At 49.5% G+C, this 16078-nt stretch carries 10 protein-coding genes and 4 pseudogenes; 8 read left to right on the forward strand and 6 right to left on the reverse strand.

From position 1 onward, the window contains the following. Positions 1-238: 238 nt before the first annotated feature. Positions 239-2860 carry a leucine--tRNA ligase gene (leuS, locus tag NSCA4_RS0101255; protein ID WP_029609434.1) on the forward strand — a complete coding sequence of 874 codons (2622 nt, stop codon included), beginning with the start codon at positions 239-241 and terminating at the stop codon, positions 2858-2860. A 110-nt stretch (positions 2861-2970) separates the two neighbouring features. Here leuS and NSCA4_RS14880 read toward each other — a convergent pair. Continuing rightward, positions 2971-3084: pseudogene (locus NSCA4_RS14880) on the reverse strand (IS5/IS1182 family transposase); the annotation flags it as partial. A gap of 19 nt (positions 3085-3103) precedes the next feature. On the opposite strand from NSCA4_RS14880, the pseudogene NSCA4_RS0101260 reads away from it, so the two are divergent. The 5 genes and pseudogenes from NSCA4_RS0101260 to NSCA4_RS0101275 all read left to right on the forward strand — a co-directional run bounded on the left by NSCA4_RS0101260 (position 3104) and on the right by NSCA4_RS0101275 (position 6432). Continuing rightward, positions 3104-3894: pseudogene (locus NSCA4_RS0101260) on the forward strand (DpnI domain-containing protein). Continuing rightward, positions 3867-4031: pseudogene (locus tag NSCA4_RS16245) on the forward strand (DNA adenine methylase); the annotation flags it as partial. The pseudogenes NSCA4_RS0101260 and NSCA4_RS16245, both read left to right, overlap by 28 nt. Further along, positions 4024-4820: pseudogene (locus NSCA4_RS12575) on the forward strand (DNA-methyltransferase). The pseudogenes NSCA4_RS16245 and NSCA4_RS12575, both read left to right, overlap by 8 nt. Further along, positions 4817-5371 carry a hypothetical protein gene (locus NSCA4_RS0101270; protein WP_016686467.1) on the forward strand — a complete coding sequence of 185 codons (555 nt, stop codon included), beginning with the start codon at positions 4817-4819 and terminating at the stop codon, positions 5369-5371. Before NSCA4_RS12575 ends, NSCA4_RS0101270 begins: the two are co-directional and overlap by 4 nt. Positions 5372-5520: 149 nt before the next feature. Continuing rightward, positions 5521-6432 (forward strand): AraC family transcriptional regulator, encoded by a 912-nt coding sequence (locus NSCA4_RS0101275; RefSeq protein ID WP_016686468.1) that lies wholly within the window; start codon positions 5521-5523, stop codon positions 6430-6432. A gap of 231 nt (positions 6433-6663) precedes the next feature. Here the strand turns inward: NSCA4_RS0101275 and adhE are convergent, their stop codons facing one another. The 3 genes from adhE to gltS form a co-directional block, all read right to left on the reverse strand. Then, positions 6664-9279 (reverse strand): bifunctional acetaldehyde-CoA/alcohol dehydrogenase, encoded by a 2616-nt coding sequence (adhE, locus tag NSCA4_RS0101280; protein WP_016686469.1) that lies wholly within the window; start codon positions 9277-9279, stop codon positions 6664-6666. A 457-nt stretch (positions 9280-9736) separates the two neighbouring features. Further along, a complete protein-coding gene (locus NSCA4_RS0101285; protein WP_016686470.1) occupies positions 9737-10744 on the reverse strand; it encodes a lysozyme inhibitor LprI family protein in 1008 nt (335 codons plus the stop codon). A 124-nt stretch (positions 10745-10868) separates the two neighbouring features. Then, a complete protein-coding gene (gene gltS, locus NSCA4_RS0101290) occupies positions 10869-12089 on the reverse strand; it encodes a sodium/glutamate symporter (RefSeq protein ID WP_016686471.1) in 1221 nt (406 codons plus the stop codon). A gap of 410 nt (positions 12090-12499) precedes the next feature. Between gltS and NSCA4_RS0101295 the strand changes: the two genes are divergently transcribed. Then, on the forward strand, positions 12500-13450 hold the full coding sequence (locus tag NSCA4_RS0101295; protein WP_016686472.1) for a bile acid:sodium symporter family protein: 951 nt from the start codon (positions 12500-12502) through the stop codon (positions 13448-13450). Positions 13451-13546: 96 nt separating this feature from the next. Here the strand turns inward: NSCA4_RS0101295 and ubiG are convergent, their stop codons facing one another. After that, on the reverse strand, positions 13547-14266 hold the full coding sequence (ubiG, locus tag NSCA4_RS0101300) for a bifunctional 2-polyprenyl-6-hydroxyphenol methylase/3-demethylubiquinol 3-O-methyltransferase UbiG (protein ID WP_029609436.1): 720 nt from the start codon (positions 14264-14266) through the stop codon (positions 13547-13549). 245 nt (positions 14267-14511) lie between these two features. Between ubiG and NSCA4_RS0101305 the strand changes: the two genes are divergently transcribed. Further along, entirely contained in the window at positions 14512-15414 is a 903-nt protein-coding gene (locus NSCA4_RS0101305) for a hypothetical protein (protein WP_016686474.1), read from the forward strand. Between the two features lie 335 nt (positions 15415-15749). On the opposite strand, the gene rpsJ is transcribed toward NSCA4_RS0101305, so the two are convergent. Continuing rightward, positions 15750-16061 carry a 30S ribosomal protein S10 gene (gene rpsJ / locus NSCA4_RS0101310; protein WP_002642322.1) on the reverse strand — a complete coding sequence of 104 codons (312 nt, stop codon included), beginning with the start codon at positions 16059-16061 and terminating at the stop codon, positions 15750-15752. Between the last annotated feature and the right edge of the window lie 17 nt (positions 16062-16078).

The following is a 16078-nucleotide window of genomic DNA, read 5'->3' on the forward strand; positions in this document are numbered from 1 at the left end:
CAAACCGACCTAACGACAACCTGCTATAATCCCTCTTTTATTTTTCTCAGGGCGGACGGGCGATTCGAAACGGGCTGGATTTTGGCACAGAAATGCCGGATTCAAGGCAAAAAACGCAGCGAGATTGGACATCTTGCGAGTATTTTTAACGCAGAAGGCGGCAATTTATGGAACAAAATACCGCCGTTATCGAATCGTCAGCCCGCCCTCACATTTTCAAGCGAAAAACAGAATGACCATGCAAGAACATTACCAGCCCGCCGCCATCGAGCCTGCGGCGCAGAAAAAATGGGATGACGCCCGTATTTTCAACGTCTCCGAAGACGCTTCCAAACCCAAATACTACTGCCTCTCCATGTTCCCTTACCCCAGCGGCAAGCTGCACATGGGGCATGTGCGCAACTACACCATCGGCGACGTATTGAGCCGCTTCAAACGCTTAAACGGCTTCAACGTCATGCAGCCTATGGGTTGGGACGCGTTCGGCATGCCGGCGGAAAATGCGGCGATGAAAAACAACGTCGCCCCCGCCGCTTGGACCTACGACAACATCGAATACATGAAAACCCAGCTCAAAAGCCTGGGTTTTGCGATTGACTGGGAACGCGAAGTCGCCACCTGCAAACCCGAATACTACCGCTGGGAACAATGGCTGTTTACCAAGCTGTTTGAAAAAGGCATCGTCTATCGCAAAAACGGCACGGTAAACTGGGACCCGGTCGACCAAACCGTCCTGGCCAACGAGCAAGTCATCGACGGGCGCGGCTGGCGTTCGGGCGCGTTGATCGAAAAACGCGAAATCCCGATGTATTACTTCAAAATCACGGATTATGCCGAAGAGCTGCTCAACGACTTGGACAAGCTGGAACACTGGCCGGAACAAGTCAAAACCATGCAACGCAACTGGATCGGCAAATCACGCGGTATGACCGTGCGCTTTGCTATTTCAGACGACAGCAAACAAGGCTTGGAAGGCGATTACGCGAAATTCCTGCAAGTTTATACCACCCGTCCCGACACGTTGATGGGCGCGACTTATGTTGCCGTTGCCGCCGAGCATCCGCTGGCAACCGCCGCAGCCGCCGACAAACCCGAATTGCAGGCATTTATCGCCGAATGCAAAGCGGGTTCCGTTGCCGAAGCCGACATGGCGACGATGGAGAAAAAAGGCGTGCCGACCGGCCGCTACGTCATCAACCCGCTCAACGGCGACAAGCTGGAAGTGTGGATTGCCAACTATGTATTGTGGGGCTACGGCGACGGCGCGGTGATGGCTGTTCCGGCGCACGACGAACGCGATTTCGAGTTCGCCACCAAATACAATCTGCCGAAAAAACAAGTCATTGCCGTCGGCGACAACGCATTCGACGCAAACCAATGGCAAGAATGGTATGCCGACAAAGAAAACGGCGTATTGGTCAACAGCGGCGACTTGGACGGCATGAATTTTCAGACGGCATTCGACGCCATCGCCGCCAAGCTGCAAAGCCAAGACGCGGGCGAACCGAAAACCCAATACCGCCTGCGCGACTGGGGCATTTCGCGCCAACGCTACTGGGGCTGCCCGATTCCCATCGTCCATTGCGAAAAATGCGGCGACGTACCCGTCCCAGCCGACCAACTGCCCGTCGTTTTGCCTGAAAACGTCGTACCCGACGGTATGGGTTCGCCTTTGGCAAAAATGCCCGAGTTTTACGAAACCACCTGCCCATGCTGCGGCGGCGCGGCAAAACGCGAAACCGACACCATGGACACCTTCATGGAATCGAGCTGGTATTTCTTCCGCTACATGTCGCCCAAGTTCGCAGAAGGCATGGTATCGGCTGAAGCCGCGAAATACTGGGGCGCGGTCGACCAATACATCGGTGGTATCGAACACGCGATTCTGCACCTCTTGTACGCGCGTTTCTTCACCAAACTGATGCGCGACGAAGGCTTGGTCAGCGTGGACGAACCGTTCGAACGCCTGCTCACGCAAGGCATGGTACTGGCTGAAACTTTTTATAGTGAGAATGAAAAAGGCATCAAAACTTGGTACAACGCTGATGATGTACAAAAAGAAAAAGACGGTACTTATAGTTTAATGTGGGCAGATGACCACACCACTGTTCAATTCGGTGGCATGGAAAAAATGTCCAAGTCCAAAAACAATGGCGTCGATCCGCAAGAAATTATTGAAAGATACGGTTCGGATACCGCCCGCCTGTTCATGATGTTCGCCGCACCGCCCGAACAGTCCCTCGAATGGAGCGACAGCGGCGTCGAAGGCGCACACCGCTTCCTGCGCCGCCTGTGGCGCACCGTTTACGAATACCTGAAACAAGGCGGCGCGGTCAAAGCGTTTGCAGGCAGCCAAGACGGTTTGTCTAAAGAACTCAAAGACCTGCGCCACAAACTGCACGCCACCACCGCCAAAGTCAGCGACGACTACGGCCGCCGCCAGCAGTTCAACACCGCCATCGCCGCCGTGATGGAATTGCTCAACCAATACGACAAAACCGACACCGGCAGCGAACAAGGCCGCGCCGTCGCCCAAGAAGTATTGGAAACCGCCGTACGCCTGTTGTGGCCCATCGTGCCCCACATCTGCGAAACCCTGTGGAGCGAATTGAACGGCGCGAAACTGTGGGAAGCAGGCTGGCCGACAGTCGACGAAGCCGCCTTGGTCAAATCCGAAATCGAAGTCATGGTTCAAGTCAACGGCAAACTGCGCGGCAAAATCACCGTCGCCGCCGACGCCTCCAAAGCCGACCTCGAAGCCGCCGCACTCGCCACCGAAGGCGCGGTGAAATTCATGGAAGGCAAGCCCGCCAAGAAAATCATCGTCGTACCGGGCAGACTGGTGAATATCGTGGTGTAAAGCCGATTCGGCATTGATTGCTGTAATTAGGAAAGGTCGTCTGAAAACTTGGAAACAGGGTTTTCAGACGACCTTTTTAAGGTAGATTGAGTTGTCTACATTACAGACCTCAAATATAGTGGATTAACTTTAAACCAGTACGGCGTTGCCTCGCCTTGCCGTACTATCTGTACTGTCTGCGGCTTCGTCGCCTTGTCCTGATTTAAATTTAATCCACTATAACTTAATCTCAAAATCCAAAACATGAATTTATTTTTCGATACCGAATTGGGTAAGCAACAAAATAAAGCAACCCACAAAATCCGTGTAATGAGCGAGGCTTGGCTAGAAAAAAACGGCTACTGCCCCTGTTGCGGAAGCAAGCCGATGCAGAGATTTACCAATAACAAACCTGTTGCAGACCTCTTTTGTCCAAACTGTCACGAGCAATATGAATTAAAGAGTAAAAATCAAAAAACTATAGGCAACAGTGTGCCTGACGGTGCATATCACACCATGTTGGAGCGCATCCAGTCAGATACCAACCCCAACTTTTTCTTTCTTGCATATAAAAAAGCGGATTATTCCATACAGCAATTGGTGCTCGTACCTAAACATTTCATAACACCGGACATGATTATTCCCAGAAATAAAGGTATTAAAAACCGACCACACCACATCATGTGTTCCATTAATCTTGTACCTTTACCTGAAAGCGGCAAAATATTCTTAATAGACAATTCTCGCATTATCGAACCCGAAATCGTTCTGAAAAAATGGCAATCCAATCTATTTTTACGCAACCAAAATGCGGAACGCAAAGGCTGGCTTTTGGCTATTATGAAATGTATCGACCAGCTCCCCAAAGAATTCACATTGTCGCAAATGTATGAATTTGAAAACAAACTATCCATCCAATTTCCCCAAAACAACCATATCAAAGACAAAATCCGCCAACAGTTGCAAATTTTGCGTGATCAAAATATGATCGAATTCATTGGTCGCGGACTTTACAAAAAATCAATAAATTGCGCCCAACTCCCAAGGCGTTTTGATTCCAAATCATGATACTGAATTCACAAGGGATATCTATTCTTCTGCCATTCTGAAAACAGTTGAAGTACAAAGAAATATTGCCGCAAAGGGCAGCAGTCGTAAAAAAGTTGGAGAATTATTGGCAATTTATGCGTGATTTCGACAAACCGGCTGAAGAAGCCGCCATTTATCAAAGTCGTTTGGAAAAAATCGTTTCAGACGACCTTGTTCTCTACAACGAAAATTCCCTTAACGTCATGCGGAAGATATTGGGAAAACATCCAAACAGCTGTTTTGATATGATTTTCGCAGACCCTCCTTACTTTCTTTCCAACAACGGCTTCAGTTGTCAAAACGGACAAATGGTTTCCGTCAATAAGGGCAACTGGGATAAATCCAACGGAATGGCGGCAGATTTGGAATTGCTCCGACTGTGTTACGCCTTATTAAAACCAAACGGCACAATTTGGGTTTGCGGCACATTCCATAATATCTATTTAATCGGCTACCTGATGCAAACCATCGGATACCATATTTTGAACAATATTACTTGGGAAAACCCAATTCTCCCCCTAATTTGTCCTGCCGTTTCTTTACCCATTCAACAGAAACAATTTTATGGGCAAAGAAAAATAAAAAAGCCAAACACACGTTTCATTATGAAACTATGAAAACACAAAATGACGGCAAACAAATGAAATGTGTTTGGGCATTCGCACCTCCAAATAAAACCGAAAAAACATTCGGCAAACATCCGACACAAAAACCACTCGCCTTTCTTGAACGCTGCATACTCTCAGCTTCAAACATCGGAGATTTAATTTTTGACCCTTTCATGGGCAGCGGCACAACAGGAGCCGCCGCCTTAAAACATGATCGGAAATTTTGTGGTTGCGAACTAGAAGAAGATTTTTTTGAATTAGCAAAGAAAAGGTTAGAAAAATGATTATTGGTGGAATCGGCGGTGCAAAAATACAAACAGGACTCAGATTCGAAGAACGTACGGACTTACGACAGCTGTTTGAAGAAATTCCTGGATATGACTTAAGGAAAACGAATGATAATGCTGGTTACGAAGTTTTGTTCAATGGAGAATTGAAGGCTTATTGTTTCAAAAAATATGAGTTTTACCGATTTTTGGAAAGACCGGAATACAATATTAATTGGAAAGACCATCTATCTAAAAGATTACTACCCGACAATGGGTTATTTATCATCATCCGTGATACCTTATTTATTATTGAAATCAAATTCCAACAAACCCCTAGTTCAGTAGATGAGAAATTACAAACTTGCGACTTTAAGAGAAAACAATATACAAAATTGGTTCACTCTTTAGGTTGGCGGGTTGAGTATGTATATGTTTTGAATAATTGGTACAGTAAACCAGAGTATAAGGATGTTTTAGATTATATTATCAGTGTTAACTGTCATTACCAATTTAACACGATTCCCTTAAGGTGGTTTGGACTGCCTGATGATGAAATGAATGAATAAATACCATATTTAAAACACAGCCGTTCAAGGTCGTCTGAATATCATTTCAGACGACCTTTCACCAATTCCCGCCGTTTTCCGTCTTTCTGCCATTGTGATAAAGTAGCTCGACCTTTTGTTCAAAATACGCGGATTCCACCACACAGCTTATGGAAACATCCTGTCTTAACAGCCAACAGCTCGTCAACATGGTTCAACAGGGCGAAGGGGGCGACTATTTGGACGGCAGCTACCGTTTTGAAACCTTGTGCAGCGGCATTTCCCTGCACGGCGGCAGCCTGACCGCGCGCAAAACGTTTCAAAGCACGCGCCTGTCGGAGCCTTACATCGCGTTTGTCCTGCTGCTCGAAGGCAGTTTGGATTTCGGCATTAATCGCGAACGTTACCGTATTGAAGCTGAAGGCGGACATGTCCTATTGATTGCGTGCGACGAGGAAATCTTGTTCAGCCGTTATTTGTATGAAGGCGGGCATACGGCGAAACTGACGCTCAAGGGGTTAGACCGCTGGCTGGCGCGCCCGCAATATGCGGGTTTGCTGCAGGCGGTTTATCGGGAAAAAGTCAGACATTGGCCGCTGGACAGCGGTCTGCGCCGCCTTGCTTTAAGCAGCTTGAAGGGGGCGGAGCAAGGCGGATTGGCGGACGACTTACAGCGTGAAGCGGACGTGTTGCAACTTTTGGCAGGACTGTGGACGGATTTTCTCAAGCGCTATCCCTATACCGAAACCGCCGCCGAACCGCCTCATCCTTCGGAAAGTTTCATCCGTCTGCTCAACCAGGCATTCGATGCGGGCGCGCACCAAGTATCCGCGCTTGCCGACGCGCTGCATATCAGCGAGCGGACGCTGCAACGCCGCCTTAAAGAATCGTTCGGTACGACGGCAAGCGAGTGGCTGCGGCACAAGCATATGCAATATGCGCTGTATGCTTTGGGTACGGACAGCGTCAGCATAGGCGAAATAGCCTACCGTTGCGGCTACGCCCATGTTTCAAGCTTTACCAAGGCATTTCGCGAATATTTCGGCTGCACACCGGCGGAGTTGAGAAAACGAGGTGAGTGATAGGGCAAATAGTGAGGGGGTCGTCTGAAAAATATATTTCGTAGCGTGGGCTTTGCCCGCGAAATACAAAATTTTGCCGAGACTATTCTGTTTTGTCTGCTTCGTGGGCAAAACCCACGCTACGGCTGCTAAAAATAAGTGGGGCACAATATAAAAAACAGAGGTCGCCTGAAAACCGTATTTCTGGTTTTCAGACGACCTTTTCTTACGCCTTATTGTGTTTCGCGAACTTTATTCGCCGTAATAGGCTTTGGTCAGGATTTCCTCCATGTCGGCGACCAATGCGAGGCGCGGGTTGGCGGGGGTGCATTGGTCTTCGAAGGACAGCAGTGCCAGTTCTTTGCGGCCGTCGATGAAGGTTTTTTCGTCGATGCCCTGCTCTTTGAACGACATTTTGATGCCGACGTTGACCGCCAGTTCATGACAGGCGCGGGCGAAGGATTCTACGCCTTCGGCAGGGGTGGCGCACGGTAGGTCTAAGGTACGGGCGATTTCCTGATATTTCAGGTCGGCTTTGTAGTAGTTGTACTTCGGCCAGGTGGCGGTTTTCTGCGGGCGCGTGCCGTTGTAGCGGATGACGTGCGGCAGCAGGATGGCGTTGGCGCGGCCGTGTGGAACGTGGTATTTGCCGCCGATTTTGTGCGCCATCGAGTGGTTGATGCCGAGGAATGCGTTGGAGAACGCCATGCCTGCGATGGTGGAGGCGTTGTGCATGTGTTCGCGCGCTTCGGGGTCGGACGCGCCGTGTTTGTAGGAGCGTTCGAGGTATTGGAACACGAGCTTGATGGCTTGCAGGGCGAGGCCGTCGGTAAAGTCGTTGGCGAGCACGGAAACGTATGCTTCTACGGCGTGGGTCAGTACGTCCAGACCGGTGTCGGCGGTTACGCCGGCGGGAACGGTCATGGTAAACGCGGGATCGACGATGGCGATGGTCGGGGTCAGCGAGTAGTCGGCGATGGGGTATTTTTTGTCGCCGTCGCTGATGACGGTAAACGGCGTGACTTCGGAGCCGGTACCCGATGTGGTGGGGATGCCGATGAATTTGGCTTTGCGGCCCAACTCGGGGAAGCGGAAAGCGCGTTTGCGGATGTCCATGAATTTTTGGACGAGGTCTTCAAAGTCGACTTGGGGCTGTTCGTAGAAGAGCCACATGGCTTTTGCCGCGTCCATCGGCGAGCCGCCGCCCAGAGCGATGATGGTGTCGGGCTGGAAGCTGCGCATCAAATCCGTGCCTTTATAGACGGTTTGGACGCTCGGATCGGCTTCGACGTCGGTGAAAAGCTGGATGGTTACTTTGTTTTTGCGTTGGTGGAGCTGGTGGGTTACTTTATCGACGAAGCCCAAATCGACCATCGAACGGTCGGTCACAAGCATGACTTTTTCGCAGTCTTTCATGTCTTGCAGGTATTGGATGGAATCGCGCTCGAAATAGATTTTGGCGGGTACTTTGAACCATTGCATGTTGTTTCTCCGACGGCCTACTTTTTTGATGTTTAACAGGTTGACTGCGCTGACGTTGCCGCCGACGGAGTTTTTGCCGTAAGAGCCGCAGCCCAAGGTCAGGGACGGCAGGAAGGCGTTGTAAACGTCGCCGATGCCGCCGAAGGTGGAGGGCGAGTTCCAAATCACGCGCAGGGCTTTGACGCGGGTGCCGAAGGTTTTTACCAATTCATGATCGGCGGTATGGATGGCGGCGGAGTGTCCCAAGCCGTCGAAAGCGACCATTTGTTCGGCAAACTGCAAGCCTTGTTCGGTGGAATCGGCTTTGAGCATCGCCAGTACGGGCGAGAGTTTTTCGCGGGTCAGCGGCTCGTTGGGGCCGACTTCGCGGCATTCGGCGATGATGATGTTGGTTTTTTCGGGGACTTTAAACCCAGCCTGTTCGGCAATCCACGCCGCCGGTTTGCCTACAACGGCGGCATTGAGTTTCGCGCCGCCGCAGTTGGCGCAGTTTGCCGTAACGCCGAAGATGAAGTCTTCGAGCATGGCTTTTTCTTTTTTGTTGGCGAAGTACACGCCGTAGGATTTGAACTCTTCGACCAGCTCTTTATAAATCTCTTTGTCGGCGATGACGGCTTGTTCGCTGGCACAAATCATGCCGTTGTCGAACGCTTTGGACATCACGATGTCGTGTGCCGCCTGCTGGATGTTTGCCGTTTTTTCGACATAGGCAGGCACGTTGCCCGCCCCGACGCCGAGCGCGGGTTTGCCGCAGGAATAAGCGGCTTCCACCATCGCATTGCCGCCGGTCGCCAAAATCGTCGCCACGCCCGGATGCTTCATCAGCGCGGAAGTGCCTTCCATAGACGGTTTTTCAATCCACTGGATACAGTTTTCCGGCGCGCCGGCGGCAATCGCGGCATCGCGCACGATTTGGGCGGCATGGGCGGAACACTGTTGGGCGGAAGGGTGGAACGAGAAAATAATCGGATTGCGGGTTTTCAGCGCAATCAGGGATTTGAAAATGGTGGTGGAAGTCGGATTGGTGGTCGGCACGATACCGCAGACGACCCCGACCGGATCGGCGATTTCGGTAATGCCGGTTACATCGTCTTCGCTGATGACGCCGACGGTTTTCAAATCGCGCAGGCGGCGCACGACGTTTTCGCAGGCAAACAGGTTTTTAGTCGCCTTGTCTTCAAATACACCGCGCCCCGTTTCTTCGACCGCGTGCATGGCGAGTACACCATGTTTGTCCAGCGCAGCAATGGAGGCTTTGGCAACGATATAATCAATCTGCTCCTGATTCAGCTTGCGAAACTCGTCCAACGAGCGCAAACCCTTTTCAACCAAACTGTTGACCTCGGCTACGGTGGGGCTGACGACATTGTCGGCTGATGCGTTCATGGTGTATCTCCTTGATATAAGGTGGCAATAAAGTCAATAAATTTTTACTACGATTACTATAAGTAATTTTGTTACATTTCTCTTTGACTTACATCACAAACCATGCACGCCGTTTCAGACGACCTTTTCGAGGATTTTTCGATTTTTAATACATTGAAATAAAATAATTTTAACGAATTTGTTAAAGGGTTTTGCCGAGTTTCCTCCTTCGCGATATCGCTATTGCTTTACCTGCTGCAATTCATATGGAAACGAAATTTGTCGGATTTTGTATCAAAATTACAAATATAGTGGATTAAATTTAAACCAGTACGGCGTTGCCTCACCTTGTCCTGATTTAAATTTAATCCACTATAAATCAGACAAAGCCAAATAAAGAAAAAAGGAAAAAAGGTCGTCTGAAACCTTGAGATCAAAGTTTCAGACGACCTTTTGATGATCGAGAAGGAATATCCGTCTAGTCAATCGAATAGCCGCGAAGGTATTGCGTGCGTTCGCGCGTCATGCGGGTATCGCATTGGAGCTTGAGGTATTCGGCATGAGCAGGGCTGTCAGCCTGGGCAGCAGCCTGTTGGCAGTTTTGGATCTTGTTCTGAATCCAGGCACGCTGTTCGGTGAGCAGTTCCTTTTGAACAGTATGTTCCATTCCGTCCCATATTCTTTGAATTTCGGAATCTGCATTGCGGTTTTGACTGCGTGCATTGTCCAAATCGCTTTGCGAAAACGACGGCTCTTCGCGTTTCGCTTCTGCATCAGGACGCAAGATTTCGGTTTCCAATCCTGCAGCCTGCGGCACGCCCGATGCTTGGCTTGCAGCATTGTTTTCCAGAATATCTTCCGGAGAAACGGCAGGCGGCTCATCGTATTTGTCTTTCAACAACTTCATGGCATCTTCTTTGCTGACTGCCTTGCCGTCAATGATTACGATACTTTTGACACCGTAGGGCAGCAGCAGCGAGGACAGCGTGCGCGCCGTCATGGAGACAGTGTTGTCTTCCAAAACGGCGTTGCCGTCTTTATCAGGCGTATAACGTACGGAAGTTGAAAGCGTATTGTCGGCAAATTTCAAATTGCTGCCTGTCAGCTTTTGTTCCAGTATTTCAGCTAAAGTCGTTTCGCTGTAAATCAAAGGGCTATTGTCTTCCGCTGCATTAAGGACATCGGCAGGAACGCGGATGCTTAAATCCGCACCGCACATGGTTTTGTTATCCTCATCAATTTGTTGGGCATTGTTTAAGCCGATTTCCAGTTCGGAACCGGCAGCAATGACTTTGTCCGCATCGACAAATTGGCGGCTGTCGTTGCGGGCGAATGCGCGCGCTTCTTGGCGGATAATGTTTTGGATTTGTGTTTTGATGCTTTGGATGGCGGCGGGATGATTGCATTCCAAAGCCTGCTTGGGCTCATCCTTGCCGCACGCGGACAATATCAGGACGAGCGGCAAAGCCAGCAGTTTTTTGTTCATAAATATCTCCTTGATGCGGTTGCAGACCAGACCGGCCTGCCGTTCAGACGACCATCATAACAAAAGCACTTGCAGCAAGTAAATGTTGCAAGTGCTTTTTCAACGAACCGTTATAAACGCTTACCTATTTGGTGATAACGTTTACGAAACCGGAGAGGATTGCCGCGTTAATCAAGTCCACGAAGAAAGCGCCGACCATAGGCACAATCAAGAAGGCTTTGTGCGAAGGACCGAAAGTCTGTGTGATGGACTGCATATTGGCAACGGCGGTCGGCGTGGCGCCCAAACCGAAGCCGCAGTGTCCTGCCGCCAAAACGGTGGCATCGTAGTCGCGTCCCATAAAGACGTAGGTAACGAAGGTTGCGTACAGAATCATCACGACGGTTTGTACGGCGAGAATGATGGTTACAGGTCCTGCAAGACCGGTCAATTCCCACAATTTCAGGTTCAAAAGTGCCATTGCGAGGAAAAGCGACAGGGAGGCATTGCCGAATACGTCGATGGCGCGGTCGAACATATTGACTTTAAACGCAGAAGTCAGGATGTTACGAATAACGACACCGGCAAACAGACACCATACGAATTTCGGCAAGTCGTACAGATATTCTTTGTCGAAGCCGTCCACAATTTCTGCAAATGCCAAACACGCTGCAAACATGGCAAGCGTTTCGACTGCGGATTCGGCGGTAATCAGGCGTGTACGCTTCGCTTGTTCGAAGACATCGTCGGTATGCTCATCGGCATTTTCTTTGCGTGCACTCGGTTCAATGGGTTTGCGTCCCAGTTTGTTAATCAGACGACGCGCAACCGGGCCACCGATCAAACCGCCGAATACCAGGCCGAATGTTGCCGAAGCCATACCCAGTCCGGTAGCACCGACCAAGCCGTATTTACTTTCAAAGTCAGGACCCCATGCACCTGCCGTACCGTGTCCTCCGGTCAGCGTAATCGAGCCGGTAATCAGGCCGATCAGAGGATCCAGCCCCAAAGCTTTTGCCAAGCCGACACCGACGAAATCTTGCACGATGATAAATGCACCTACGATGGCAGTGAAAATCACCAAAGGCAGACCGCCTGCTTTCAGACGCGAGAAATCCGCACTCAAACCGATAGAGGTGAAAAAAATCAGCATGAATGCATCTTGCAGCGGTTTTTCAAATTTGAAGCTCACGCCGTAGGCTTGATGCAGTGCAAACAGAATAATCGCAGCAATCAAGCCACCTGCCACAGGCTCGGGAATGTTGAAATCGCGCAGGAATTTGACTTTGTTTACCAAAACCTTACCGATCAACAAAACCAATGTAGCGGCAATCAACGTGTAGTAACTGTTAAATTCCCATTCCATAATTGTTTTACCTCTCAAAATCTCAAAAATGTTTTTCTTAAATCCGCCGTGCGGAATCAAACTGTTGGATATTAGGGGATGGGTTAAAGATTGTCAAAGACTAGTTAGGATTTCAGGCATTTTTATACGGAATACTCAGCAAATAAATGAAATATTTTTTTCAATCATGGCATTACTTTTGACTACTTATTGATTGATTGTGAATAGTTTATAGGTGTCAATTAAACATTGTTGACAATATATAAATCAGTTCCTAGAAAAAACGTCGTTATCAAAAACAGTACTTTCTCAGTTTTCAGACGACCTTTGACACACATCTGTCCATTATTGCCAGAATCACATGGAAAAGTTAATATCCGTTAAATTAAGACAACCGCCGTCATACATAACAACTTACAAAGGAGCAAACTATGAACTTCCTGACTGCCGTCAGCCGGCAAATGACCCGATTCACTGCCCTGATTATCGTCCTTGCCTCAGTCGTCGCCTTTATCGAGCCTGCTACCTTTTCATGGGTAAAAGGCGACACTCAAGTCGTCGTACTCGGCATCATCATGCTCGGTATGGGCATGACTTTGGGCAAAGAAGATTATCAAATTTTGGCTAAACGTCCGCTCGATATTTTCATCGGTGCAGTCGCCCAATACACCATCATGCCGCTGCTCGCTATCGGTATTGCCAAAGCTTTCAACCTCTCGCCCGGATTGACGCTGGGTCTGGTTTTGGTCGGTACTTGCCCGGGCGGTGTCTCATCCAACATCATGAGTTTCCTTGCCAAAGGCGATGTTGCCTTCTCAGTCGGCATGACCACCGTCTCCACCGTCCTTGCCCCCGTTATGACGCCGCTGTGGATGACTTACCTTGTCGGACAAACCGTCGAAATGGACGGCTGGGGCATGTTCAAGTTTATGTTGCTCGTTACCCTGTTGCCCGTTGTTATCGGCTCTGCCGCCAATATTTTGCTGCACAAGAAACACTGGTTTGAAGATGTACGCGCCATTATGCCCGCTGTTGCCGTTGTCGCCTTTGCCTGCATCGTCGGCGGTGTTGCAGCTGTCCACGGTCACCGCTTCGCCGAATCCGCTCTCGTTATGGTCCTCGCCATCGCCGCTCACAATATCGGCGGTTACATCCTCGGCTATTACAGCGGTGCACTGACCGGCATGAATACCGCCAAACAACGTACCCTCGCCATCGAAGTCGGCGTACAAAACGCCGGTCTCGCCACCGGTCTGAGTGCCAAATTCTTCCCAGGTAACGCCGAATCCGCCGTCGCCACCGCCGTCGCCTGCGTCTGGCACTCCGTATCGGGAACCGTCTTGGGCAACTTATTCGCTTGGTGGGATAAGCGTAAGCAATAAGCTGAGGTATTCGGTTGCAGGCCTTGCACAATAATCAAAAGGTCGTCTGAAAAACATTTTTCAGACGACCTTTTATCATGATTCGGACAAACAACTTTAGACTGGACGGCAGGCGATCATATAATTGACTTCTGTCGAGTCGCATAAGGAATAGCGGCGGGTCAAAAGATTGTAGGTCATGCCCTTAGTATTGATAACATCCAATCCAGCCTGTCTGCACATCCGCGCCAGTTCGGCGGGCGTGATGAATTTCTGCCAATCGTGCGTCCCTTTGGGTACGACGTTCAACACATATTCCGCCCCGACAATCAGATGAAGATAAGACTTAGGATTGCGGTTGATGGTGGAGAAAAACACCATGCCGTCAGGCTTCACTAGCTCTGAACAGGCTTTGACGATGGCGGCGGGATCGGGAACGTGTTCCATCATTTCCATGCAGGTTACAACATCGAAGCTGTGTGGCTGTTCGGCGGCGAGGTCTTCGACGCGGACGCAGCGGTAATCGATGTTGTCTACACCTTCAGCAGCAGCATGGGCTTGGGCGGTTTGCAGCGATTTTTCCGCCATATCGATGCCGGTAACGTGCGCTGCGCCGCGTTTTGCCATGCTTTCCGACAAAATCCCGCCGCCGCAGCCGACATCCAAAACACGCTTGCCCGCCAACTGCGCGAACGAGTCAATATAGCCCAAGCGCAGCGGATTGATGTCGTGCAGAGGTTTGAACTCGCCGTTTTTATCCCACCATTTATCCGCAATTTGGCTGAATTTAGCGATTTCGTCCGCATCGACGTTGTGTTGTCCAGCTGCTTCCATCATGATTTTCCTGATTTGGATTTCGGGTTGAAGAGAGGTTTGATTTTATAGCAAAGCGACAGGATGGAACAGAGACAAACTGCCGCCAGCCGCCAAAAGGTCGTCTGAAAACGCCGCTTACCCTTTTCAGACGACCTTTGACTTGTTTTTACCCCTTCCGCCTTGTTTGCCGCGACCTTTCCCATTAATTTATGTAAACTTGCCCACACATTTCCGAAGCAGCAAATACCCTATTCAAAAGAAACCCAATGAAACCATTAATCCACGCCGCATCCCTACTCTTCCTTGCCGCCGCCTCCGCGCTTGCCTCCGGCAAAGACTTTATCATTTACGACCGCATGGACTACGTCGGCAAAACCGACCTGACCGCCGACAAATTGTCCAAAGTATTCCTGATTTACGAATCCGAGCTGGTGATGCCCGACCCTGCCGGCAAGCGCAAACACGGCGTATTGAACGAAAAACGCATCCGCGAATTGGCGCGCCAATCCTATCGCGAAGGCTACCGCACCATCTCCACCGACATCGAAACCTGGTTTGCCGAAAAAGACGGACAAATCCTCACGCCTCAGGAACTTAAAGCCGACTTTGCCCGTATGTACCAGATTTTCAAAGAAGAAAATCCCCGCGCCTACATCAGCAACTACGGCTTGCCCGACGAACACCTGCATGCCATCCGCTACTACCAAACTCAGGCGGACAACGAAGCAGTATTGGCAAAATGGCGGCAGTTCAGCAAACGTCGTCAGATGAGCGCAGCCATCAGCGACTACGCCAATCCCGTGTTCTACATCACCACGCCCGATTTGGCGCAATGGGAAAAAGACGTCCAAACCACCGTCGCCGAGATTAGAAAACGTTATCCAGACAAAAAAATCATCGGCTATCTCTGGCCGCAATATTATTCCGCAAGCAACAGCCCGTATTTCAAACAATTTATCGATGCTGGACGCTGGCAGAAAATGCTCGAAATCTGCAGCAAATATATGGACGGCGTGATTATCTGGTCGGACAAACGTGATGAACACAATAAAATCGTCCCATGGACTGATCCTCGCATCCAAGCAATTCTCAAAGCGACCAAATCATTTATCGCTGACCATCCGAAAGACATTCAGGTAGAGAAACTCCAGCCTCCTAAAAATCGTTAAAACGGACTCCTTTTGGTTAAATCCATAAAGGTCGTCTGAAAGATATAAATGGCTTTCAGACGACCTTAGATATAGGAAATTGTCATCTTGTTTATACTTTTTTCTACCTCGAACAGCTTTTGTTTTTGCTTAAATGTTTCTTTAAATAACTATCCAGCGTTGTCAAGAACAGAGCGTGTTTCCTACGTCTATCGACATTCTTGATAATACCGAATCACTTCCCAATCAGATCCTCAAACAAAAGCCGAAAGTGTAACAGTGCTGTTAATTTTTACAACACACATGGATAACAAAAAACCGAACGGGATACCCGTTCGGTTTCATAAAAGCAACAATTATTGAACTTTAATTTCTACATCAACACCGGCTGGCAAGTCCAGTTTCATCAGTGCGTCGGTAGTTTTATCAGTCCAGTCCACGATATCCATCAGGCGCAAGTGGGTGCGGATTTCCAATTGTTCACGAGAAGTTTTGTTCACGTGTGGAGAACGCAGAATGTTGAAACGCTCGATTTTAGTCGGCAACGGGATCGGACCTTTTACAACGGCGCCGGTACGTTTTGCAGTTTCAACGATTTCTTGGGCAGAACGGTCAATCAGGCTGTAATCATAAGCTTTCAGGCGGATACGGATTTTTTGGTTTGCCATTTATCAATATCCTTCAA

Origin of the sequence: Neisseria sicca 4320, assembly GCF_000193735.1 — a bacterium.
GTDB classification, from domain to species: domain Bacteria; phylum Pseudomonadota; class Gammaproteobacteria; order Burkholderiales; family Neisseriaceae; genus Neisseria; species Neisseria sicca_E.

Coding starts and splice junctions, on each gene's coding strand:
- leuS (WP_029609434.1), top strand. CDS start 239: ATGCAAGAACATTACCAGCCCGCCGCCATCGAGCCTGCGGCGCAGAAA.
- NSCA4_RS0101270 (WP_016686467.1), top strand. CDS start 4,817: ATGATTATTGGTGGAATCGGCGGTGCAAAAATACAAACAGGACTCAGA.
- NSCA4_RS0101275 (WP_016686468.1), top strand. CDS start 5,521: ATGGAAACATCCTGTCTTAACAGCCAACAGCTCGTCAACATGGTTCAA.
- adhE (WP_016686469.1), bottom strand. CDS start 9,279: ATGAACGCATCAGCCGACAATGTCGTCAGCCCCACCGTAGCCGAGGTC.
- NSCA4_RS0101285 (WP_016686470.1), bottom strand. CDS start 10,744: ATGAACAAAAAACTGCTGGCTTTGCCGCTCGTCCTGATATTGTCCGCG.
- gltS (WP_016686471.1), bottom strand. CDS start 12,089: ATGGAATGGGAATTTAACAGTTACTACACGTTGATTGCCGCTACATTG.
- NSCA4_RS0101295 (WP_016686472.1), top strand. CDS start 12,500: ATGAACTTCCTGACTGCCGTCAGCCGGCAAATGACCCGATTCACTGCC.
- ubiG (WP_029609436.1), bottom strand. CDS start 14,266: ATGATGGAAGCAGCTGGACAACACAACGTCGATGCGGACGAAATCGCT.
- NSCA4_RS0101305 (WP_016686474.1), top strand. CDS start 14,512: ATGAAACCATTAATCCACGCCGCATCCCTACTCTTCCTTGCCGCCGCC.
- rpsJ (WP_002642322.1), bottom strand. CDS start 16,061: ATGGCAAACCAAAAAATCCGTATCCGCCTGAAAGCTTATGATTACAGC.